This window comes from Streptomyces sp. NPDC008092, from assembly GCF_042957285.1.
GTDB lineage: Bacteria > Actinomycetota > Actinomycetes > Streptomycetales > Streptomycetaceae > Streptomyces.
Window position 1 is genome coordinate 463,169 of sequence record NZ_JBIBHY010000007.1, and the last position, 22,456, is coordinate 485,624.

Genomic DNA, 22,456 nt, shown 5'->3' on the forward strand with positions numbered 1-22,456 from the left:
TCCCGCACTCCCCCCGACGGAAAGGCAATCCGTGTCCCCGAGCCCCGCCCGCGTCACCGCGGTCGACACCCGCGACATCCGCTTCCCCACCTCGCGCGAGCTGGACGGCTCCGACGCGATGAACCCGGACCCCGACTACTCGGCGGCCTATGTCGTGCTGCGCACCGACGCGGGCGACGGGCACGAGGGGCACGGGTTCACGTTCACCATCGGGCGGGGCAACGACGTCCAGGTCGCCGCGATCGACGCGCTGCGGAACCATGTGCTCGGCCGCCCGGTCGACGAGATCTGCGACGACCCGGGATCCGTCTACCGGGACCTGATCGGCGACAGCCAGCTGCGCTGGCTCGGTCCCGAGAAGGGCGTGATGCACATGGCGATCGGCGCGGTGGTCAACGCCGTCTGGGACCTCGCCGCCCGCCGCGCCGGAAAGCCGCTGTGGCAGCTGCTCGCCGACGCCGAACCCGAGTGGATCGTCCGCCAGATCGACTTCCGCTACCTCACCGACGCCCTCACCCCGGAGGACGCCCTCGCCATCCTGCGCCGGGGCCGGGACGGTGCCGAGGAACGGCGGGCCCGCCTCCTCGATCGCGGCTTCCCCGCCTACACCACCTCCGCGGGCTGGCTCGGCTACGACGACGAGAAGCTCACCCGGCTCGCCGCCCAGGCGGTCGCCGACGGCTTCCGGCAGATCAAGCTGAAGGTCGGCGCCGACCTGGAGGACGACATCCGGCGCTGCCGGGTCGCCCGGCAGGTCGTCGGCCCGGACATCCGGATGGCCATCGACGCCAACCAGCGCTGGAACGTCGACGAGGCGATCCGCTGGACCAAGGCCCTCGCCGGGTTCGACCCGTACTGGATCGAGGAGCCCACCAGCCCCGACGACATCCTCGGCCACGCGGCGGTCCGCCGGGCCGTCGCCCCGGTCAAGGTCGCCACCGGCGAGCACGTCCAGAACCGGATCGTCTTCAAGCAGCTGCTCCAGGCGGGCGCCCTGGACATCGTCCAGATCGACGCGGCCCGGGTCGGCGGCGTCAACGAGAACCTCGCCATCCTGCTGCTGGCCGCGAAGTTCGGCGTCCCGGTCTGCCCGCACGCGGGCGGCGTCGGACTGTGCGAACTCGTCCAGCACCTCTCGATGTTCGACTACCTGGCCGTCTCCGGCACCACCGAGGACCGGGTCATCGAGTACGTCGACCATCTGCACGACCACTTCCTCGACCCGGTGGTGATCCGCGAAGGTCACTACACGGCACCCACCGCACCGGGCTTCTCGGCCGCCATGCGACCGGAGTCCGTCGCGGAGTACACCTATCCCGGCGGCACCTTCTGGGCCGCCGACCCCGAAACGCAGAAGGGACGGGCGGCATGACCGACTTCGAGGGTCTGAGGGCCCTGGTCACCGGCGGCGCCTCCGGCATCGGGCGGGCCACCGCCGAACTCCTCGCCGAGCGCGGCGCCCAGGTCGCCGTCCTCGACCTCGACCCGTCCGCCGTCGAGAAGCCGCTGCTCGGCTTCCGGGCCGACGTCACTGACGACACCTCGGTGCGGACGGCCGTGGAGAGCGCCGTGGAGGCCCTCGGCGGCCTCGACATCCTCGTCAACAACGCCGGCATCGGCGCCCAGGGCACGGTCGAGGACAACGACGACGACGAATGGCGCCGCGTCTTCGACGTCAACGTCCTCGGCATGGTCCGCGCCGCCCGCGCCGCCCTCCCGCACCTGCGCCGCTCCGAGCACGCGGCCATCGTCAACACCTGCTCCATCGCCGCCACCGCGGGCCTGCCGCAGCGCGCCCTGTACAGCGCCACCAAGGGCGCCGTGTACTCCCTGACGCTGGCCATGGCCGCCGACCACGTCCGCGAGGGCGTCCGCGTCAACTGCGTCAACCCCGGTACGGCGGACACCCCGTGGATCGGCCGGCTCCTCGACAAGGCGTCCGACCCGGCCGCCGAGCGCGCCGCCCTGGAGGCCCGCCAGCCCGCCGGCCGGCTGGTCTCGGCCGCCGAGGTCGCCGGCGCCATCGCCTACCTGGCGAGCCCGCTGTCCGGCGCCACCACCGGCACCTCCCTCGCCGTCGACGGCGGCATGCAGGGCCTCAGGCTGCGGCCGGTGGGCCAGTGAACGCCCTCGGCCGCAGCGGCGTCCGGGTCGGCCCGCTGGGCCTCGGCGCCGCCGTGATCGGCAACCTCTACACCGAACTCCCCGACCAGCAGGCGTACGAGACCGTCACCGCCGCCTGGCAGCAGGGCATCCGCTACTTCGACACCGCCCCGCACTACGGCCTCGGGCTGTCGGAGCGGCGGCTGGGCGCGGCCCTGCGCCAGTACGACCGGGACGCGTACACCCTCTCCACCAAGGTCGGCCGCCGGCTGGAGCCGGGGCCAGGGGACGGCGACGACCTCGCCCACGGCTTCGCCGTGCCCGACACCCTGCGCCGGGTCTGGGACTTCACCGAGGACGGCATCCGCCGCACCCTGGAGTCCAGCCTGGAGCGGCTCGGCCTCGACCGGGTCGACGTCGTCTACCTGCACGACCCCGACGACCACGCCGAACAGGCCTTCCACGAGGGCTACCCGGCCCTGGAGAAGCTCCGCGCCGAGGGGATCGTGGGCGCGATCGGCGCCGGCATGAACCAGACGGCCATGCTCACCCGGTTCGTCCGCGACACCGACGTCGACGTGGTGCTGTGCGCGGGCCGCTACACCCTCCTCGACCAGAGCGCCCTCGCCGACCTGCTCCCGGCCGCCGAGGAGCGCGGCACCTCGGTGGTGATCGGCGGCGCCTTCAACTCCGGCCTGCTGGCCGACCCGAAGCCGGACGCCACCTACAACTACGCTCAGGTGTCCGCCGAGTTGCTCTCCCGCGCCCTGCGCCTCAAGGCGCTCGCGGAGGAACACGGCACCACCCTGCGCGCCACCGCCCTCGCCTTCTGCGCGGCCCACCCGGCCGTGGCGAGCGTCCTGGTCGGCGCCCGCTCGGCGGCCGAGATCACGGACGGGGCGAAGCAGTTCGCCACGCACGTCCCCGCCGCCTTCTGGCAGGAGCTGCACGCCACCGGCCTGCTGCCCGCCGACGTCCCCGTACCCGCGGAGGACCGGCCATGAGAGTCGCCCTGCACACCAGGGTCCGGGCCGACCGCGTCCCCGAGTACGAGGCCGCCCACCGCGAGGTGCCCGCCGAACTCACCGACGCCATCCGGGCCGCCGGCGCCACCTCCTGGACCATCTGGCGCAGCGGCACCGACCTGTTCCACGTCCTGGACTGCGCCGACTACGGCCGCCTCCTCGCCGAGCTGGAGAAGCTCCCGGTCAACGTGGCCTGGCAGGCCCGGATGGCCGACCTTCTCGACGTCGTCCACGACTACTCCGAGGCGGGCTCGCAGGCCGGCCTGCCCGTCGTATGGGAGCTGCCATGACGATCGACGCCCACCACCACGTCTGGGACCTCTCGGTACGCGACCAGGACTGGATCGCCGGACCCGAACTCCAGCCGCTCCGAAGGAACTTCACCGTCGAGGACCTGGAACCCGAGGCGGCGGCGGCCGGGGTCACCCGCACGGTCCTCGTCCAGACGATCACGGTCCCCGAGGAGACCCCCGAGTTCCTCGCCCTCGCCGACGCCCACGACCTGATCGCCGGAGTCGTCGGCTGGACCGACCTCACCCGCCCCGACGTCGCCGAGGAACTCGCCCGCCTTGGCGAACTCCCCGGTGGCTCCTACCTGAAGGGCATCCGCCACCAGGTCCAGGGCGAACCCGACCCGGAGTGGCTGCTGCGCCCGGACGTCGGCCGGGGCCTGACCGCGCTCGCCGACGCCGGCCTGGTCTACGACCTGATCGTCCAGCCCCACCAGCTCCCGGCCGCCGTCAAGGCCGCCGAGACCCACCCGGACCTCACCTTCGTCCTGGACCACCTGGGCAAGCCCCCCATCGCCGCCGGCACCCGCGAACCCTGGGCCTCCGCCGTCCGTGCCCTCGCCGCCCTCCCCCACACCGTCTGCAAGCTCTCCGGCATGGTCACCGAGGCCGACCCCGCCTCCTGGACCGTCGACGACCTGCGCCCGTACGCCGACACGGTCCTGGACGCCTTCGGCCCCGACCGCCTGATGTTCGGCTCGGACTGGCCGGTGTGCGTGCTGGCCGGGAGCTACGGCGAAGTCTTCGAGGCGGCGACCGAGCTGATCGCACCGGCCGACCGCATTGCCGTCTTCGAGGCCACCGCCACCCGCGTCTACGGCCTCTGAGCGGCCCCGGCCAGCCGCGTCGGCGGCAGGAACTCCCGTACGTACGTCCGCTCCCAGCACGCGCCCGTCTCCCGGAGCTCCCGCCAGGTGGTGTAGCGGTAGCGGAAGAGGCGGGCGCGGACGAAGTGCGGGGGGCGGTCGGGCGGGAAGGGGGAGCGGCGCAGCAGGCGCAGGGTGTCGCGGTCGTTCTCCAGGAGGCGTTCCACCAGGCCGCCGAACCAGTCGCCGGCGTACGCGGGGGAGAGGGCGGCGAACCACATCAGCCAGTCCAGGCGGAGGTGGTAGGGCGCGAACTGGCGCGGCCAGTACCGGGGATCGCCGGGCTTGCCCCTGAACTCGTACTCCCGCCAGTCCGCGTCCTCGTGCGGCACGGCGTCCAGGGTGCCCTCGACCACCACCTCGTACCGGATCCGGCTGACGCTGCCGAAGGCGCCGTAGGTGTTCACCAGGTGGAGCGGGTCGAAGGAGCGGTTCATGACCTGGCGGCGGGAGACCATGTTCAGCACCGGGTGGTAGCTCAGGTAGAGGAGCAGCGCGGCTACCGCGAGGACGACCACCTCGTACCAGAGCGGGGTGGGCGGTGCGACGGTGCGGTCCGTGGGCAGGCGGAGGGCGGACAGGGCCAGCACGACGGTGATCCAGTTCAGCCAGGAGAAGTTGCCGGAGACCACCAGCCACAGCTGGGTGAGGATCATCAGGGACGCGGCCGCCGTCGCGATCGGCTGCGGGGTGAACAGCAGGACGGGGACCAGCAGCTGGGTGACGTGGTTCGCGGCCACCTCGGCCTTGTGCACCGGCCCCGGCAGGTGGTGGAAGAACCAGCTCAGCGGGCCCGGCATCGGCTGGGTCTCGTGGTGGTAGTGCAGGCAGGTCAGCTTGCGCCAGCAGGCGTCCCCGCGCATCTTGATCAGGCCCGCCCCGAACTCCACCCGGAACAGGATCCAGCGCAGCAGGAAGAGCACGACGACCGGCGGGGCCACCTCGTCGTTGCCCAGGAAGACGGCCAGGAAACCGGTCTCCAGGAGCAGCGACTCCCAGCCGAACGCGTACCAGGTCTGGCCGACGTTGACGATGGACAGGTACAGCGCCCAGGGGACCAGCCACAGCACCATCCCGGCCCACAGCGGGAGTTCGGAGTCCGCGCCCGCCAGCAGCGCCGCCGACACCGCGCAGCCCGTCCAGGCGCAGCCCGCGAAGAGGCGGTCCGAGTAGCGCAGCTGGAACAGGCTCGGCGCCCGCCGGAAGGGGACGCGGGCGACGTACCGCGGGATCGGCAGCATTCCGCGCTCGCCCAGCAGGGCCCGGAACTGGAGCGCCGCCGTCAGGAACGCGACGAGGTACACACCGGCCAGAGCCCGCTGGAAGACCAGCCGGCTCACCCAGTACCCGGGGTCGGTGAACCAGTCCACGGCCGTGCGCTCCTGCCTCTCTCCAGTGTCCCGCCCCCGGACCGGCAGGGGCCTGTCACCCTGTGTACCGCGCATCCCCGCTTGCGTAACCCGAGCGAGTGAAGCAGACAATAGGGGAGGAATTGCCCGCAAGGGGTTCCCCTGGCATGGTGGCCCCATGGCTGACCGGGGAGCGAGCGCTCCGTCACTCCCGGACGACTGGCCCGCCCATCTGGACCACCCGATCCTGGCGCTCAACCACATGGGCACCTTCGACTGGGACCTCGACGCCGGCCTGTTCCACATGGACACCCAGGCGTACGAGGTGTTCGACCTGACCCCCGAGGAGTACGACGGCCGCCCCGAGTCCCTCGCCGTCCGGGTGCCCCCGGCCGAGTCCAGCAGGCTGGACGCGGTGGTGTCGCAGGCCATCAAGGACGGCAGCGAGAACTACGGGACGTACTTCCGCATCCGGCGCCGCGACGGCACTCCGCGCTGGACCCACACCCAGGGCTACATCCGGCGCGACGAGACGGGCCGCCCGCGCCGGGTCGTCGGGATCGTCCGGGACGCCACCCACGAGCTGGAGGACAGTGAGGCCCGCAACCTGCGGGACGCCCAGGGGCAGGCACTGCGCCGGCAGACCGGCGTCGTCCAGGTGGTCACCGCAGCCCTCGCGCACGCCAGCAGCGTCCAGGAGGTCATCGACGTCCTCAAGGACACCCAGGGCATCCCCAACCTGGGCGCCACCAGCCTGGTCATGGGCCTGGTCGAGGCCGGCCGGATCCGGCTGGTCGCCGAGGGACCGGACGGCAGCTTCGTGCCCGGCACCCGGATCACCCGGATAGACGAGCCGTACCCCATGGGCGAGGTGGTGCGGACCCTCAGCCCGTGCTTCATCGAGTCGCCGGAGGAGTTCGCCGAGGGCTACCCGATACTGTGGCCGCACATCACCGACCTGCACATCACCTCGGCCGCCTACCTGCCCCTGATCGCCCAGGCCCGCCCGATCGGCGCCATGGGCCTGCTCTACAACGACCGGCTCGGCTTCTCCAGCGAGGAACGCGCCGTCCTGGTCGCCCTCGGCAGCAGCATCGCGCAGAGCCTGCAGCGGGCCATGCTCTTCGAGCAGGAGAAGGACCTCGCCCAGGGCCTCCAGCAGGCCATGCTGCCGCGCACCATCCCCAGCGTGCCCGGGGCCGACGTCGCCGTCCGCTACCGCTCCGCGGCCGCCGGCGGCTCCCTGGGCCGGGACATCGGCGGCGACTGGTACGACCTCATCCCGCTGCCCGGCGGCCGGGTCGGCGCGGTCATCGGCGACGTCCAGGGCCACGACACGCACGCGGCGGCCGTCATGGGCCAGCTGCGCATCGTGCTGCGCGCCTACGCCGCCGAGGGCCACGCCCCGGCCACCGTGATGGCCCGCGCCTCCGTCTTCCTCGACGAGCTCGACACCGACCGCTTCGCCACCTGCCTGTACGCCGAGGCCGACCTGGCCACCGGCGTCGTCCAGGTGGTCCGTGCCGGGCACATCGACCCCCTGGTCCGCGCCGCCGACGGCGACTGCCGCCGGGTCCCGGTCGAGGGCGGGCTGCCACTCGGCCTGTCCGCCGAGTTCCAGAGCCTGGAGTACCCGGTCTCCACCCTGGAGCTCGACCCCGGCGAGACACTGCTGCTGTGCACCGACGGGCTCGTCGAACAGCCCGGCGCCGACCTCGGGGACGGCATGCGGGCCCTGGCCGAGCAGGTCGCCAAGGGGCCGGAGGACGTGCGTGACCTCGCCGACCTGCTGATCGAGATCGCCGACGAACGGGGCGGCGACGACGACGTGGCCCTGCTCCTGCTGCGCCGCCGCGGCTCCGACACCGCGCAGGCCGTCGGCCGCCTCCAGCAGCACGTGGCCTCCGGCGACCCGGAGGCGCTCGCCCTGGCCCGGCACATGGTCCGCGCCGCCGTCCGCGCCTGGGGCGCCGGGGACCGCGCCGACGAGATCGAACTGGTCGCCGACGAGCTGATCACCAACGCGCTGATGCACACCGAGGGCTCCGCGATCGTCACCCTGAGGGTCCTCGGCGGCAGCGACCGCCGGCTCCGCGTCGAGGTCGAGGACTCCTCCAGTGCCCTGCCACGCCGCCGCGAGGCGGGCGCGGACGGGGTCTCCGGGCGGGGCCTGCTGCTCGTCGACGAGATCGCCGACGTGTGGGGCGTGGAGGCCCGCGGCGGCGGCAAGGCGGTCTGGTGCGAGTTCCGCATGCCGGAGAAACCGGACGAGACCTGATCCCTGGCTGAGCTGCAGCGCCCCGAAGGGGCGCGAGGAACTGCGCGACCAGCCCCCACCGCGCGGCACCCGCAGGACGACCCGATGCGGCACTTCCGGCGGAGCCCAGCGCAGCGGATGGCACTCTGGACGCATGCCCGAACTGCCCGAGGTCGAAGCGCTCAGGGAATTCCTGACCGAGCACCTGGTCGGCCGTGAGGTCGTGCGCGTGCTGCCGGTCGCCATCAGCGTCCTGAAGACGTACGACCCGCCGGTCGGCGCCTTCGAGGGCAGCGAGGTCGTCGCCGTGCACCGGCACGGCAAGTTCCTGGACATCGAGGGCGACCGCGGACTGCGGTTCGTGACCCACCTGGCCCGTGCGGGCTGGCTCCAGTGGAAGGACCGGCTGCCGGACGGCCTGCCCCGCCCCGGGAAGGGCCCGCTGGCCCTCAGGGCGGCCCTGGAGACCGGCGCGGGCTTCGACCTCACGGAGGCCGGCACCCAGAAGAAGCTGGCCGTGTACGTCGTCCGCGACCCGCAGGACGTCCCCGGGATCGCCCGGCTCGGCCCCGACCCGCTCGCCGCCGACTTCGACGAGGCCCGCCTGACGGCCCTGCTGACGGACGAGCGACGGCAGCTGAAGGGCGCCCTGCGTGACCAGAGCCTGATCGCCGGGGTGGGCAACGCCTACAGCGACGAGATCCTGCACGCGGCGAAGATGTCCCCGTTCAAGCTGGCCGCGTCCCTCACGCCCGAGGAGACGCACCGGCTGTACGAGGCGCTGCGCACCACCCTCACCGAGGCGGTGGAGCGCTCCCACGGCCTGGCGGCGGGGCGGCTCAAGGCCGAGAAGAAGAGCGGGCTGCGCGTGCACGGCCGGACCGGCGAGGCCTGCCCGGTCTGCGGCGACACCATCCGCGAGGTCTCCTTCAGCGACTCCTCGCTGCAGTACTGCCCGACCTGCCAGACCGGCGGCAAGCCGCTCGCGGACCGCCGGATGTCCCGGCTGCTCAGGTAGCCGGCGCTCACTCGGGGTCCAGGGTCACCAGGCGCTGCCCGGACGCGTCGCGCACCTCGTAGCGGTCGATCTCGTCGGGGTGCATCGAGGAGCCGCCCGTCATGGTGCTCACCCGGTCGTCGTGGTCGCGCTCCGCCCAGGTGGTCACGATCTGCTCGGAGCCGTCGTCGCCGACGGCGATCAGGCGGCAGGAGCGCGGCCCGTCCGGGTCCTTCACCTCCAGCTCGATCGTGCTGCCGGAGTCCGTGTCCTGCGACTTCACCTGGGCCCAGATGCCGGACTGCGCGTCGGTGGCCGCGGTGACCTGTACGGCCGGGGCGGCGTCGTGGCCGACGTAGGCCGCGATGCCGGGGCCGGCGACCGCGAACACCACCGAGGCGGCGAGGCCGTACAGCAGCTTGCGGCGCTTGGCCCGGTGCCGGGTCGCGACCTCGGCGAGCAGCCGGTCGAGCAGCCGGGGGCCGGGCTGGGCCATGGGGTGCACGAAGCGCGGCGTGGCCCGGCGGTACAGCATCAACTGCCGTGCCGCGGGGCCGAACTCGGTCACGTGTGCCGTACAGCTCGGGCACTCCATGAGATGGTCCTCGAAGCGGAAGGCCTCCGCCTCGTCCAGCACGCCGAGCGCGTACGCGCCGACGTCGCGATGCCTTTCCAGGGACCTCATGCCGAATCCTCGTGCCGATGGGTGCGGGTGGGGGTTACTCGTTGTTCCTTGCTCCCACCCGTACGCAGTCGGCAGCCGTTTCACTCAAGCCACGTACAGAATCGTAATCAACGGATTCGGAGCGGCCGGGCCCGCGGATTGGTCCTGAATCAAAAAAGATGGATCGCGAGGTGTCCGAGGGGCAGACCGAGCCGCCAGGCGGGGGTCCACACCTTCGGTCCGTCGTCCTCGCCGAAGACCGAGGCGCCGCCCGGCACCGCGTCCAGATCGGGCGCGAGCAGTTCGGTCTCCTCCAGCCAGCGCCAGGCGGCCGCGGCCAGATCCAGGTCCGGTGACGGCCCGCCCGACTCGGCGGTCTCGGCCGTCACCACAGCCATACGTTCGCCGACCCAGTCCTGCCACGGCTGGTCGTACGCCGTGAGCGAAAGCCAGTTCTCCAACTGGGACACGACCCGGATGCCCGACAGTTCGCCGTCCGTGTCGGAGAGGAAGATGGTCAGCGCCAGCGCGTCACGGCCGGCCCGGAACTCGAAGGACGTCGGTGGCATGAGATCGCCGGTGCGCAGCAGCTCGTCGGCGATGTACTCGGCGTACAACCAGGCCATCGGGACCGCCAGTTCCCCGCTCCCGGCCCCGCCCGTGCTCTCTTGACCTCTGTGCAGCATCCCGTCCTGCCTTCCTCCGGTGCGCGCGTGGCCCCGACCCCGGGTCCGTCCCTCTCCCGGTGCGGAACACGGATGAAGACAGCTGATTGCTCAAACATGGTCCTCAGCAAGGCGCTTTACCGAGGTTTGACCTGGCTTACGGTTTCATCGCAGGTCGGGTGCATAACCGGGCAGAACCCGGCGCAGGGCGCGCAGCGCGTAGTACGCCCGTGATTTCACGGTACCGGGTGGAATCCCCAGGGTCTCGGCGGCTTCCGCAACACTCGCCCCCTGGAAATACACCAGCACCAGGACTTCACGGTGTTCCGGAGTGAGAGTCTTCACAGCCTCCCGGACGTCGAGCGCCGCGGCGGCGCGTTCGGCGTGGTCGCCGGCGGCCCGGGTGTTCTCCAGGACGGCGTCGTGCACCTCGGCGGGCCGTGCCTGCCGGGCCCGGCGTGCGTCGATGGCGAGCCGCCGGCCGACCGTCAGCAGCCACGGCAGCACGGAGTCGAAGGCGTCGGCGCGCAGCGCCTCGGGATGCTGCCAGGCGCGTACCAGGGTCTCCTGGACGAGGTCCTCGGCCCGCTGCCGGTCTCCGTCGCTGAGCCGGAGCAGCAGCGCGAAGAGCGGCCGGCCGTGGTCGCGCTGGAGTGCGACGAGCTCGTGCTCGGCGGTCGTCGTCCCGTGGGGAAGGGTGGTTCCGGCCGTCATGGCCGTATGGCATCGCAGGGCCCGGCCGGGGGACAGGGGGTGCACAGGCATGTGCGGCGGACGGTCGATCGCGTCGGCGAACGGTGCGACGAACGGTCCGTCACACCCCTTACCCGACCCGGATGGGTCAATCGGGGCGCCTGAGTTGTTTGCGGTCGCCCTCACCTTCGTACCCATTGATCTGTAAATCGGACAAGGCTTGCGACTCTGGGGTGCTCCTGATGATCAATCGCAGACGCCAGGCGGCCCTGGCCCTGACCGCCCTGCTCGCCGCCGCTGCCGCCTGTCAGAACCACGTGCGGGAGGAGAACGCCGCCCCGCCCCCGCACCCGGCACCGGCCGTGCCCGCCACCGGCTTCACCCTCGTCGCCTCCGGTGACGTCATGCCCCTGAACTCGGCGAGCGACCACGCGAACTTCGACGCGGGCGGCAACGGCTACGACTTCCGGCCGATGCTGGCCGGCGTCGGACCCGTCGTCTCCCGCGCCGACCTGGCGCTCTGTCACCTGGCGACCGTCACCGCCGCGGACGGCGGCCACGCCGGCCTCACCTCACCGCCGCAGCTCGCCGACGCCCTCGCCGCCACCGGCTACGACGGCTGCTCCACCGCCTCCGACCGGGCCCTCGACGACGGCGCCGCCGGTATCCAGCGCACCCTCGACGCCCTGGACCGGGTGGGCCTGCACCACTCCGGCACCGCCCGCACCCAGGCCGAGGCCGGCACCCTCACCCTGATGAACGCGGGCCGGGCCCGGGTGGCCCAGCTCTCCTACACCTACGACGTCAACGGCAACTCCCTGCCGCCCGGCCAGCCCTGGGCGGTCGGCCTCCTCGACGAGAACCGCATCCTCGCCGACGCCCGCGCCGCCCGGCAGGCCGGCGCCGACGTGGTCGTCGTCTCCCTGCACTGGGGCACCGAGGGCAAGGACGCCCCCGACCAGCAGCAGCTCACCCTCGCCCAACGGCTCACCGCCGCACGCACCGGCGGCCGCCCCGACATCGACCTGATCCTCGGCACCCACGCGCACATCCCCCAGGCGTACGAGAAGGTCAACGGCACCTGGGTGGTCTACGGGCTCGGCGACCAGCTGGCCGGCGACATGAACAACAGTCAGGGCCGGCCGGACCCGCGCGGCAACCGGTCCACCCTGGCCCGCTTCACCTTCACCCCGCCCGCCGGTCCCGGCGGCCGCTGGGAGGTCGCCAGGGCCGAGTTCATCCCCCAGCTCTACGACGTCGACGCCGGCCGGGTCGTCGACCTCAACGCGGCCATCGGCCAGGGCGCCGACTTCACCGCCGCCCGGGACGCCATCCGCGACGTCGTGCTCAGCCGCGGCGCCGCCAAGGACGGGCTGGTCATGGGGGAGTAGCGGAGGTCCCACCACTCCACCCGGCGTTCACTCCACGTCGACGTGGTCGAACGTCACCAGCAGCTGCTTCAGCACCCGCACGCACGCCGTGATCTCGGCGCCGGTCAGGTCGCCGCCGACCTGCCGGTTCAGGGCGTGCTCGCGGGCGAGGACCGCCGTGACGGTCGCCCGGCCCTCGGCCGTGAGCCGGATCAGGGAGGAACGCTGGTGCGCCGGGTTGGGGGTCACCTCGGCCCAGCCGCGGGCCACCGCGTCGTTCACCATGCGCTGCACGAACTGCCTGCTCAGCGCCATGATCCGGCCCATCTGGGGGACCGTCATGGGCTCGTACCGGCGCAGCAGGTCGAGCACCGAGCGCACGCCGACCGAGGCCCCCTCGATCTGCTCGCCCTGCTCGATCTTGCGGAAGGCGCGCCGGTAGAGCGGGCCGATCAGATCGAACACCTCGGTGATGCGCTCGCCCAGCTCGTCGGGGGCGAGGGGCTTGTCCATGTCGTTCACCCGGCCATCATGCACCGCGCCGTGACGGCAACCGAGGTGTCAAAGGCATCATGACAACCAGGTTGTCAAAGTCTCCCGAAGATGACACCTTGGTTGTCATGAATGCTGCTGCGGACGTCCGCTTCTTCCCGTCCTCCGACGGCGACCTCGCCTACCTCGACACCGGCTCCGGCGACCCGGTGGTCCTGCTCCACTCCGGGTACGTCGACCACCGCTTCTGGCACCGGCAGATCCCGGCGCTGGCCGCCGGGTACCGGGTGATCGCCCCGGACGTGCGCGGCCACGGCTCCTCCGCCAACGCGAGCAGGCACTTCCGCTGGGCCGACGATCTGGCGGAGCTGCTGCGCCACCTGGACGCGGGGCCCGCCGTCCTCGTCGGCCTGTCCATGGGCGGGGTGATCGCCACCGACACGGTGCTGGAACACCCCGAGCTGGTCCGCGCGGTGGTCACCTGCGGTGCGGCGACCGGCGACTTCCGGTACACCGACTGCTGGCACAAGGGACTCCAGTCCGACTACGCCCGCACCCTGGGCGCCGGCGACATCGAGGGCTGGCTCGACGCCTTCCTGCGGGGCGTGGCGGGCGAGCGCCGGGCGGTCGCCGACCTGGACCCGGACATCCCGCGCCGACTGCGGGAGATGGCCCTGCGTACGATCTCCAAGCACACCCCCGGCGAGCCGGACCGGCATGTCCCGGTGACCGACTCCTGGCCCCGGGTGGCCAGGATCGACGTGCCGGTGCTCACGATCAACGGCAGCCTCGAACCCGCCGACCTGCTCACCGCCGCCCAACGCCTCGCCCACGAGGTCCGGAACGGCCGCGCGGAGGTCGTCGAAGGGGTCGGCCACTACCCGAACCTGGAGAAGCCCGAGGAGTTCAACGCCCTCCTGCTCGCCTTCCTCCGCGGCCTCCAAACGGGCTCGTCGAAGTCCGCCGGGCTTCGGGAGCGCCCCGTAGGGGGCGCGGGGAACTGCGCGACCAGCCACGACGGTGCCGCAGTCGGGTGACGGCATTTCGCGGCGCTCCCAGCGAAGCGCTCAGCGTCCGGCCAGCCGCGACCTCTTGTACGAGTAGCCGAAGTAGATCACGCACCCGATCACGAACCAGACCGCGAACCGCACCCAGGTCTCCCACTTCAGGAACGTGATCAGCCAGACCGAGAAGACGACACCCAGCGCGGGCACGAACGGCATCCACGGCGTACGGAAGGTGCGCGGCAGCTCCGGCTGCCGGTAGCGCAGCACGATCACCGCGGCGCACACCACCACGAACGCCAGCAGGATGCCGATGTTGGTGAGTTCGGCGGCCTCGCCGATCGGCACGAACCCGGCGAGCAGGGCCGAGGCCGCCCCGACGATCCAGGTCACCCGGGTCGGCACGTGCCGCGTCGGGTGCGTCTTCGCGAACCATGCGGGCAGCAGCCCGTCCCGCGACATGCTGAACCAGACGCGGGTCACACCCAGCATGAACGTGAACATGACGGTCAGGATGCCGATGATCGCGCCCACCGCGATCACGTCCGCGAGACCGCTCAGCCCCACCGACTTGAACGCCGTCGAGAAGCCGCTCTCCGGGTCGATGTCCTGGTAGTTCTGCATGCCCGTCAGGACCAGACAGGCCGCCACGTACAGCACCATCGAGATCGCCAGCGAGTAGATGATCGCCTTCGGCATGTGCCGCTGGGCGTCCTTCGACTCCTCGGCCGCCGTCGACATCGCGTCGTACCCGAAGACCGCGAAGAACACGGTCGCCGCTCCGGTGAACGCGCCGCTGACGCCGAACGGGAAGAAGGGGTGGTAGTTCGCCGAGCTGATGTGGAAGACGCCGACGCCGATCACCAGCAGCACCACCAGCACCTTCAGCGCCACCACGAAGGTCTCGAAGCGGGCGGCGCTGCGGATGCCCCGGTTGAGCAGACAGGCGATGAGGAGGCAGAGCACGGCGGCGAACAGGTCGACCCGGTGGCCGGACCCGGTGCCGGGCGCGCCGAGCATCCAGTGCGGCAGGTTCGCGCCCATCTCCTCGACCAGGAAGCCGAAGTACCCGGAGATGCCGATCGCGACCACCGCCACGATCGCCGTGTACTCCAGGAGCAGGTCCCAGCCGATGAACCAGCCCGCGAACTCGCCGAGCACCGCGTAGCCGTACGTGTACGCCGACCCCGCCTTCGGGATCAGCCCGGCGAACTCGGCGTACGACAGCGCGGCGCAGGCGCTCGCCAGACCGGCGATGAGGAACGAGACCAGCACGGCGGGTCCGGCCGTCTCGTTGGCGACCGTGCCGGCGAGGGTGAAGATGCCCGCGCCGATGATGCCGCCCACGCCGATCGCGGTCAGTTGCCACAGCCCCAGCGACCGGTCCAGCCGGGGTCCCTCGGTGACCTCGGTCTCCTCGAAGTGTTCGATGGGTTTGCGACGGAGAATTCCTTCACCCATGCGGAGCTTGGCCATGTGCCTCACCTCTTCGCTGATCGCGAACGGCTGACGGCCGATCATGATGGCCCAGGGGCGTCAGGGACGGAAGACGCCACGCACGGTCTCGGCCCAGCCCGGCGTCCAGGTGCGGGCGGCGGTGCGCGGCGGGCGGGTGTCAGCGAGGTGGGTGCGCAGCGCGGTCAGCGCCGGGTGCGGGTTGGCGGCGGCCCACAGCAGCGAGTGCGGGTAGAGGGGGGTCGGGTCCACCAGCGGGATCCGGCGCAGGTCGTGGCCGTCGGGCCAGGTCAGCCCCGTCCGCTCGCTGACGAGGGTCGCCAGGGTGTCGGAGCCCGCGAGCGTGTCCTGCAACGCCCCGCTGAAGTTGGGGCCCGAGGAGTCGATGGCGAGCCCGAACCCGGCCGCGAGGGAGGCGTAGTACGCGGCCCACTCGGTGCCGTCCACGATCCCCGGGATCCAGATCCGGTGCCCGGCCAGCTCCCCGGGTGTCACCGAGGCCCGGTCGGCCAGGGCGTGCCCCGGGCCGGTGAGCAGCTCGACCGGCTCGTCGTACACCCGGGCGGCCTCCACGCCCCTGGGCAGCGGCCGGCCGGGCATGGCGACGGCCCGGAAGGACGCGTCGATCGCACCGGAGCGCAGGGCGGTGAGTGCCGAGTCCACGTCGAAGAGGGTGACGACGTCCAGGGGGAGGTCCGGGTGCGCCTCGTGGAAGCCGCGCAGCAGCGCCGCCGGGGCGAGCCGGGCGCCGACCACGTCGACCCGCAGGGGGCGCCGGCCCCGCCGTACGGAGGCGGCCGCCCGCTCCTCGGCCAGCAGCAGCTCCCGGGCGTACGGCAGGAAGGTGCGGCCGTCGACGGTCGGCTCGGCGCCCCGGGCGGTCCGGGTGAACAGCCGCACCCCCAGCTCCTTCTCCAGCGCCGCGATCCGCTTGGACACCGCCTGCTGGGTGACCGCGAGGACGGCCGCGGCCTCCTGGAACTGCCCGCAGTCGGCCACGGCGACGAAGGTGCGCACGGCGGTGAGGTCCACGTCCACACCGTACAACCGCTGGTTGTGGCAGCGGGCCCGGGGGTTGTTTGATTCGGCGGCCACCTGCGGGTTCTCATGTCCCGGGTCAACGGGAGGTTGTGCATGGGGCGGCGGTTCGGGTGGCTGTGGGCCGCGTACTCGGTGAGTGCGCTCGGCACCTATCTCGCCTTCGACGCGTTCTCGGTGATCGCGGTCATCGCGCTGCACGCGGGGTCCGCCGAGGTGGCGCTGATCGCGGCGATCGGGCCCGCCGTGGGCGCGGTGGCGGCGGTGCCGCTCGGTCCGTGGGTGGAGTTCCGGCGCAAACGGCCGGTGATGGTGGCGATGGACCTGGTCAGGTTCGCCGCGCTGCTCACCGTCCCGGCCGCGTACGCCCTCGGCGCCCTGGGCCTGGGCCAGCTGCTGCTGGTCTCGGTGGTCGTCGCGGCCGCCGACATCACCTTCGGCGCGGCCTCCGGCGCCTTCCTGAAGTCCCTCGTCCCGGCCGACCGGCTGCTCACCGCGAACGCCCGGTTCGAGTCCACCAACTGGACCGCGCTGGTCCTCGGCCCGCCCCTCGGCGGCGCCGCGATCGGCCTGTTCGGCCCCGTGACGACCGTCGCGGCGAACGCGGTCAGCTTCCTGCTGTCGGCGCTCGGCATCCGGGCCGTCGGCGGCGGCGAGCCCCGCCCCGCCCCCAGGGACACACAGCGCCTGCGCGCCGCCGACCTGCTCGACGGCTGGCGGTACATCCTCACCAGCCCGGCCCTGCGGCCCCTCTTCTTCAACAGCCTCGCGGGCAACGCCCTGATCATGGTCGCCGCGCCACCGCTGGCCGTCCTCATGCTCGGCCGGCTCGGCTTCGCCCCCTGGCAGTACGGCCTCGCCTTCGCGGTGCCGTGCCTGGGCGGCCTCCTCGGCGCCCGGCTGGCCCGGCCGCTGGTCGCCCGGTACGGGCAGTGGCGGGTACTGCGCACCGCGAGCGCCCTGCGCGCCGTCTGGCCCCTCGGGCTGGCGTTCGTCGGGCCCGGGCTGCCCGGACTGCTGCTGGTGATGGTCCTGGAGTTCGGGGTGATCACCTGCTCGGCCGTCTACAGCCCCGTGTACGCCACCCGCCGCCTGGAGCACACCCCCGACGACCGGGTCGCCCGCACCCTGTCCGCCTGGTCGGTCACCGGCAAGGCCACCACGGCCGCCATGACCGCCCTGTGGGGCCTGCTGGCGAGCCTCACCGGCCCGCGCACCGCGATCGCCGCCGCCGGGATCCTGCTCCTCGCGACCCCGCTGCTGCTCCGCCGGGAGACCGCTACGGCACGACCGTCACCGGCCACCGTCCCGCCTTCACCAGACGGATCGCGACCGAGCCGATGAACCGGTGGCCGGCCTGCTCGGAGGCGCCCACCACGACCGCGTCGGCCTTCAGCTCGTCGGCCGCCTTCACCATGCCGCTGTAGGCGTCGCCGCGGAAGGTGTGGAACTCCCAGCGCACCTCGAATATCCCCTTGAGCCGCTCGGCCGCCTCCCGGATCTGCGCGACCAGCTCCTCGGCGATCTCGTCGGTGGTCTCCGCCACCGGCGCCCCGAGCACCGCGCCGGCCGCCAGCACCGGCTGGACGTACACGACGGCCAGCAGCGCGTGCTGCCGCCGGGCCAGACCGGCGGCGTAGGAGGTCGCGCGCCACGAGGAGTCCGAGCCGTCCATGCCGACCACGATGACCTTGGGGCCGTCCGTGCCCCGCTCGAACTGGTGTTGTTCCGCCACGATCCGAGGCTATCGGAATTCGCAGGTCCGGTGAGGGTCCGGGACGCGCCGACGTTCGGCCGCGGGCCGTGGGTGGTTGCTCGCGCAGTTCCCCGCGCCCCTAAAAGCAGGGGGCTGCACGGCGCCCCGTAAGGGGCGCGGGGAACTGCACGACCAGCCCCCACCGGCCCGCAGCTCGACGGGCGGGCCGAGCCAGGGCTTTCTACAGTCGGAGCATGAGCGCCGCCGTGGAGCCCGCCACGGGCAAGGAGCCGGCGGGCCCGATACGCCCGCCCCGCGGCGGGCGGCTGACCTGGGTGCCGGAGGCCTTCGGGACCTTCTTCGGCACCCTCGCCCTGCTGTGCGCCCTGCTCTCCGTCATCGCCCCGCTGCGCGTACTGCTCCGCCCGGTCGTGCACTTCCTCAACGCCGTCCTGGTGCCCGTCAGCCCCAACCTGGCCTACGCGGTCTTCCTGTTCCTGCTCGGCGGCGCCACCGCCGCCCGCAAGAAGGTCGCCTGGTGGCTGGTGGTGATCTACCTCGGCCTGCTGGTGCTGGCCGACGTCCTGACCGTCGCCTTCGGCTTCGGCTGGTACCCGTTCAGCTCACTGGTGGTCTGCGGACTCGCCCTGGCCCTCCTGATCGTGGCCCGCCGGGAGTTCTACGCCGCCTCCCGCCGAGCCGCCGTACGCCGGGCCCTCGGCGTCCTGCTGATCGGCCTGCTGGTGGCGATCCTGGCCGGCTGGGGCCTGGTCTCGCTCTTCCCCGGCTCGCTCCCGCACGGCCAGCACCTGGCCTGGGCCGCCGACCGGGTCTGCGGCGGCCTGGTCTCCGGCGGCAGCTACGGCGGCCGCCCGCCCCGCTTCGTCGCCTTCCTGCTCGGCCTCTTCGGCGCCCTCGCCCTGCTCAACGCCGCCGCCACCCTGTTCCGTTCGCAGCGCCTGGAAGCCGCCCTGCACGGCGACGAGGAGGCCCGCATCCGCGCCCTCCTCAAGGCCTACGGCGACCGGGACTCCCTCGGCTACTTCGCCACCCGCCGCGACAAGGCCGTGGTCTTCTCGCCCAGCGGCAAGGCCGCCGTCACCTACCGGGTCGAGGCCGGCGTCTGCCTGGCCAGCGGCGACCCCGTCGGCGACCCCGAGGCCTGGCCGCACGCCATCGCCGCCTGGCTGGACGTGGCCCGCCGGCACGCCTGGGTGCCCGCGGTGATGGGCGCCTCCGAGGACGGCGCCAAGGCCTACGTCCGCGCCGGCCTCGGCGCCCTCCAGCTCGGCGACGAGGCGATCCTGCACGTCGCCGACTTCGACCTCGGGGGCCGCGAGATGCGGGTCACCCGGCAGGCCGTCAACCGGGTCCGGCGCACCGGCGCCGGCTGCCGCATCCACCGCCACGCCGACCTCACCGAGACGGAGATGGAGGAGGCCGTCGACCGGGCCGACGCCTGGCGCGACACCGAGACCGAGCGCGGCTTCTCCATGGCCCTGGACCGGCTCGGCGACCCCGCCGACGGCGACTGCCTGCTCGTCGAGGCGATGGCGGAGGACGGCCGGCTGCTCGCCCTGCTCTCCTTCGTGCCCTGGGGCGCCGACGGCATCTCCCTCGACCTGATGCGCCGTGACCGCACCGCCCCCAACGGCGTCATGGAGTTCATGGTCGCCGACCTGTGCGCGGCCGCCCCCAAACTGGGCGTGCGCCGCATCTCGCTGAACTTCGCGGTCTTCCGCTCGGTCTTCGAGGAGGGCGCCCGCATCGGCGCCGGACCGGTGCTGCGGCTGTGGCGCCGGCTGCTGCTGTTCTTCTCCCGCTGGTGGCAGCTGGAGGCCCTGTACCGCTCCAACGCCAAGTACCGCCCCGAGTGGTACCCGCGCTTCCTCTGCTACGGCGACGCCGGCTCCCTCGCCCGGATCGGCCTCGCCTCCGGGATCGCCGAGGGCTTCGTCTCCGTACCGTCCCTGCGCAAACTCTGGGGAAAGGGGCACCCGCAGACCGGACCGCCGCTCGTCGAGGCGACGCCGCCGTCCGCGCCGGTGCCCGGTGCCGTCGGAGCGGACGAGGCCGGGACCGGCGCACCCGGCGCCGGCCTGCCGGACCAGTTCCGGGTCCGGCGCCGCAAGCTGGACCGGCTGCGGGCGGCGGGCGTCGACCCCTACCCGGTGGCCACCGGCCCACCGCCGCGCGCCCTCGCCGGCGTCCGCGACGGCGAGACGGCCACCGTCGCCGGGCGGATCATGCTGGTCCGCGACTTCGGCGGCATCGTCTTCGTGACACTGCGCGACTGGTCCGGCGACCGCCAGCTCGCCCTCACCCGCACCGGGTCGGGACCCGCCCTCGACCGGTTCACCGCCGACACCGACATCGGCGACCAGATCACCGCCACCGGCCGCATGGGCGTCAGCGACACGGGCGAACCGACCCTCTTCGTCACCGACTGGCAGCTCACCGCCAAGTGCCTGCGCCCACTGCCCGACAAGCGCCGCGGCCTCGCCGACCCCGAGGCCAGGGTCCGCCGGCGCTACCTCGACCTCGCCACCAGCCCCGCCGCCCGCGCCGTGGTCCGCACCCGCTCCGCCGCCGTACAGGCGCTGCGCCAGGGCCTCCTGGACCGCGGCTACCTGGAGGTCGAGACCCCGGTCCTGCAGCAGATCCACGGCGGCGCCAACGCCCGCCCCTTCACCACCCACAGCAACGCCTACGACCTCGACCTGCACCTGCGCATCGCCCCCGAGCTCTACCTCAAACGGCTCTGCGTCGGCGGTCTGGAGAAAGTCTTCGAACTCGGCCGGACCTTCCGCAACGAGGGCGTCTCGCACAAGCACAACCCCGAGTTCACGATGCTGGAGGCCTACCAGGCGTACGCCGACTACGACGTGATGCTCGACCTCGCCCGCGAGCTGATCCAGGGCGCCGCGACCGCCGCCTCGGGCGCGCCGGTGGTCCGCAGGGACGGACAGGAGTACGACATCTCGGGCGCCTGGCCGGTCAGGACCGTGTACGGGGCGATCTCCGAGGTGCTGGGGGAGGAGGTCGGCCCCGGCACCGAGCTGCTGCGGCTGCACCGGCACTGCGACCGCGTCGGGGTGCCGTACACCGCCGACGACGGGCCCGGCGACGTGATCCTGGAAATGTACGAACGCCTGGTGGAGGAGCGGACCGGGCCGCCCACCTTCTACAAGGACTTCCCGACCGAGGTCTCCCCGCTCACCCGGCAGCACCGCGGCGACCCCCGGCTCGCCGAGCGCTGGGACCTGGTCGCGTTCGGCACCGAACTGGGCACCGCCTACTCCGAACTGACCGACCCCCTCGAACAGCGCCGCCGGCTCACCGCCCAGTCGCTGCTCGCGGCCGGCGGCGACCCCGAGGCGATGGAACTCGACGAGGACTTCCTGGACGCCCTCGAATACGCGCTGCCGCCCACCGGCGGACTCGGCATCGGCGTCGACCGGATGGTCATGTTCCTCACCGGTCTGACCATCCGCGAGACCCTCCCCTTCCCGCTGGTCCGCCGCCGCTGAGGATTTTTTGGTCTTTTCTTACCGAAACCTTTTGTTGCTGGTCCGTGCGGGTGTTTTCCCACCGCCGCACCGGTGTTGATGTGCTGCGCGGGAGTCCTGCCGGGCGACTGATGAGTCATGCAGAAGGATCAGTTGTTCACCCGCCGCCGGCTGCTGCTCGCCGGCGGTGCCGCGCTGGGAGCCGCGGGTACCGCGGGCATCGTGCTGGCGAGCAGCGCCGAGGAGGCGGCCGGCGGGGCCGCCCCGGCCGCGGGACCGCAGGCCCGCCCGGCGCTCAAGTCCTCCGCCTTCCGGCTCCAGCCGCTCACCGGGTACGGCCCGCCGCGCACCGCCCCGCGCAGGCTCAAGGTCCGCAAGGAACCCATCACGGAGATCTCCCGCAGCGGCAGACGCATGATGCTCACCTTCGACGACGGTCCCAACCCGAACTACACCCCGCACATCCTGGACACCCTCGCCAAGTACGACGTGCGGGCGATGTTCTTCCTGTGCGGCGAGTGCATCGTCGTGAACCGGGAACTGGTCGCGCGGATGGCCGAGGCGGGCCACGTGGTGGGCAACCACACCTGGACGCATCCCCTGCTGACCACCCTGAACCGCCGTGAGATCCGCGACGAGATGACGAGCACCAGCGACGCCATCGAGGACACCTACGGCGAACGCCCGCAGTGGTTCCGCGCCCCCTACGGCGCCTGGAACCGCGCGGCCTTCCAACTCGGCGCGGAAATGGGCATGGAGCCGATGGCCTGGACCGTCGACAGCACCGACTGGACCGAACCCGGCACCCGCACCATCGTCGACACGATCGAGAACGGCGCCGCCCCCGGCGTCGTCGTCCTTTCCCACGACGCCGGGGGCGACCGCTCGCAGAGCGTCCAGGCCCTGCGCGAGTACCTGCCCTACCTCCTGGACAACGGCTACCACCTGACCGTGCCCCGCCGCCGCACGTGAACGACCCCGCG

General features: G+C 72.6%; 20 protein-coding genes. 12 read left to right on the plus strand and 8 right to left on the minus strand.

The genetic code is table 11. The features are described 5' to 3' along the window. The first annotated feature begins 31 nt into the window (after positions 1–31). The 5 genes from ACFZB3_RS25080 to ACFZB3_RS25100 are packed head-to-tail and all read left to right on the plus strand — an operon-like array spanning position 32 to position 4,245. Positions 32–1,372: an enolase C-terminal domain-like protein gene (locus ACFZB3_RS25080; RefSeq protein WP_391378644.1), complete on the plus strand. Its 1,341-nt coding sequence runs from the start codon at positions 32–34 to the stop codon at positions 1,370–1,372. Further along, positions 1,369–2,124, plus strand: coding sequence for an SDR family oxidoreductase (locus tag ACFZB3_RS25085; protein ID WP_391378645.1), 756 nt, complete (start codon positions 1,369–1,371; stop codon positions 2,122–2,124). Before ACFZB3_RS25080 ends, ACFZB3_RS25085 begins: the two co-directional genes overlap by 4 nt. After that, positions 2,121–3,107 carry an aldo/keto reductase gene (locus ACFZB3_RS25090; protein ID WP_391378647.1) on the plus strand — a complete coding sequence of 329 codons (987 nt, stop codon included), beginning with the start codon at positions 2,121–2,123 and terminating at the stop codon, positions 3,105–3,107. The genes ACFZB3_RS25085 and ACFZB3_RS25090 overlap by 4 nt, the downstream gene beginning before the upstream one ends. Continuing rightward, a complete protein-coding gene (locus ACFZB3_RS25095) occupies positions 3,104–3,418 on the plus strand; it encodes an L-rhamnose mutarotase (RefSeq protein WP_391378648.1) in 315 nt (104 codons plus the stop codon). The genes ACFZB3_RS25090 and ACFZB3_RS25095 overlap by 4 nt, the downstream gene beginning before the upstream one ends. Beyond that, positions 3,415–4,245: an amidohydrolase family protein gene (locus tag ACFZB3_RS25100; protein ID WP_391378651.1), complete on the plus strand. Its 831-nt coding sequence runs from the start codon at positions 3,415–3,417 to the stop codon at positions 4,243–4,245. The genes ACFZB3_RS25095 and ACFZB3_RS25100 overlap by 4 nt, the downstream gene beginning before the upstream one ends. Here the strand turns inward: ACFZB3_RS25100 and ACFZB3_RS25105 are convergent. Further along, the gene (locus ACFZB3_RS25105; protein WP_391378653.1) at positions 4,233–5,654 is read right to left on the minus strand and encodes a lipase maturation factor family protein; all 1,422 of its coding nucleotides are present in this window, start codon (positions 5,652–5,654) and stop codon (positions 4,233–4,235) included. The genes ACFZB3_RS25100 and ACFZB3_RS25105 overlap by 13 nt on opposite strands. 157 nt (positions 5,655–5,811) lie before the next feature. On the opposite strand from ACFZB3_RS25105, the gene ACFZB3_RS25110 reads away from it, so the two are divergent. Beyond that, complete coding sequence (locus tag ACFZB3_RS25110) at positions 5,812–7,911, plus strand: SpoIIE family protein phosphatase (RefSeq protein ID WP_391378655.1); 2,100 nt, start codon at positions 5,812–5,814, stop codon at positions 7,909–7,911. Positions 7,912–8,044: 133 nt separating this feature from the next. After that, positions 8,045–8,908: a DNA-formamidopyrimidine glycosylase family protein gene (locus ACFZB3_RS25115; RefSeq protein ID WP_391378657.1), complete on the plus strand. Its 864-nt coding sequence runs from the start codon at positions 8,045–8,047 to the stop codon at positions 8,906–8,908. Between the two features lie 7 nt (positions 8,909–8,915). Here ACFZB3_RS25115 and ACFZB3_RS25120 read toward each other — a convergent pair whose 3' ends face one another. From ACFZB3_RS25120 to ACFZB3_RS25130, 3 genes are all read right to left on the minus strand, one after another. Continuing rightward, a complete protein-coding gene (locus tag ACFZB3_RS25120; protein ID WP_391378660.1) occupies positions 8,916–9,572 on the minus strand; it encodes a zf-HC2 domain-containing protein in 657 nt (218 codons plus the stop codon). A gap of 149 nt (positions 9,573–9,721) precedes the next feature. Next, on the minus strand, positions 9,722–10,237 hold the full coding sequence (locus tag ACFZB3_RS25125) for a hypothetical protein (protein WP_391378662.1): 516 nt from the start codon (positions 10,235–10,237) through the stop codon (positions 9,722–9,724). Positions 10,238–10,381: 144 nt separating this feature from the next. Then, positions 10,382–10,930, minus strand: coding sequence for a sigma-70 family RNA polymerase sigma factor (locus ACFZB3_RS25130; RefSeq protein WP_384033617.1), 549 nt, complete (start codon positions 10,928–10,930; stop codon positions 10,382–10,384). 221 nt (positions 10,931–11,151) lie between these two features. Here ACFZB3_RS25130 and ACFZB3_RS25135 point away from each other — a divergent pair, with 221 nt between their 5' ends. After that, positions 11,152–12,300, plus strand: a complete 1,149-nt coding sequence (locus ACFZB3_RS25135) for a CapA family protein (protein WP_391378664.1) — start codon at positions 11,152–11,154, stop codon at positions 12,298–12,300. Positions 12,301–12,327: 27 nt separating this feature from the next. Here ACFZB3_RS25135 and ACFZB3_RS25140 read toward each other — a convergent pair whose 3' ends face one another. Continuing rightward, positions 12,328–12,801 carry a MarR family transcriptional regulator gene (locus ACFZB3_RS25140; protein ID WP_391378667.1) on the minus strand — a complete coding sequence of 158 codons (474 nt, stop codon included), beginning with the start codon at positions 12,799–12,801 and terminating at the stop codon, positions 12,328–12,330. A 98-nt stretch (positions 12,802–12,899) separates the two neighbouring features. Between ACFZB3_RS25140 and ACFZB3_RS25145 the strand changes: the two genes are divergently transcribed. Further along, positions 12,900–13,808: an alpha/beta fold hydrolase gene (locus ACFZB3_RS25145; RefSeq protein WP_391378669.1), complete on the plus strand. Its 909-nt coding sequence runs from the start codon at positions 12,900–12,902 to the stop codon at positions 13,806–13,808. A 30-nt stretch (positions 13,809–13,838) separates the two neighbouring features. Here ACFZB3_RS25145 and ACFZB3_RS25150 read toward each other — a convergent pair whose 3' ends face one another. Both ACFZB3_RS25150 and ACFZB3_RS25155 read right to left on the minus strand, forming a co-directional pair. After that, positions 13,839–15,251, minus strand: coding sequence for an amino acid permease (locus tag ACFZB3_RS25150; RefSeq protein WP_391378672.1), 1,413 nt, complete (start codon positions 15,249–15,251; stop codon positions 13,839–13,841). 60 nt (positions 15,252–15,311) lie between these two features. Continuing rightward, positions 15,312–16,262: a LysR family transcriptional regulator gene (locus tag ACFZB3_RS25155; RefSeq protein WP_391378886.1), complete on the minus strand. Its 951-nt coding sequence runs from the start codon at positions 16,260–16,262 to the stop codon at positions 15,312–15,314. Between the two features lie 102 nt (positions 16,263–16,364). Between ACFZB3_RS25155 and ACFZB3_RS25160 the strand changes: the two genes are divergently transcribed. Then, a complete protein-coding gene (locus ACFZB3_RS25160; RefSeq protein WP_391378674.1) occupies positions 16,365–17,612 on the plus strand; it encodes an MFS transporter in 1,248 nt (415 codons plus the stop codon). Here ACFZB3_RS25160 and ACFZB3_RS25165 read toward each other — a convergent pair. Beyond that, entirely contained in the window at positions 17,548–18,003 is a 456-nt protein-coding gene (locus ACFZB3_RS25165) for a universal stress protein (protein ID WP_391378676.1), read from the minus strand. The genes ACFZB3_RS25160 and ACFZB3_RS25165 overlap by 65 nt on opposite strands. A gap of 215 nt (positions 18,004–18,218) precedes the next feature. Between ACFZB3_RS25165 and lysX the strand changes: the two genes are divergently transcribed. Together lysX and ACFZB3_RS25175 are read left to right on the plus strand one after the other, a co-directional pair. Then, complete coding sequence (gene lysX / locus ACFZB3_RS25170; RefSeq protein WP_391378678.1) at positions 18,219–21,494, plus strand: bifunctional lysylphosphatidylglycerol synthetase/lysine--tRNA ligase LysX; 3,276 nt, start codon at positions 18,219–18,221, stop codon at positions 21,492–21,494. A gap of 117 nt (positions 21,495–21,611) precedes the next feature. Beyond that, positions 21,612–22,445, plus strand: a complete 834-nt coding sequence (locus ACFZB3_RS25175; protein ID WP_391378679.1) for a polysaccharide deacetylase family protein — start codon at positions 21,612–21,614, stop codon at positions 22,443–22,445. Positions 22,446–22,456 lie beyond the last annotated feature (11 nt).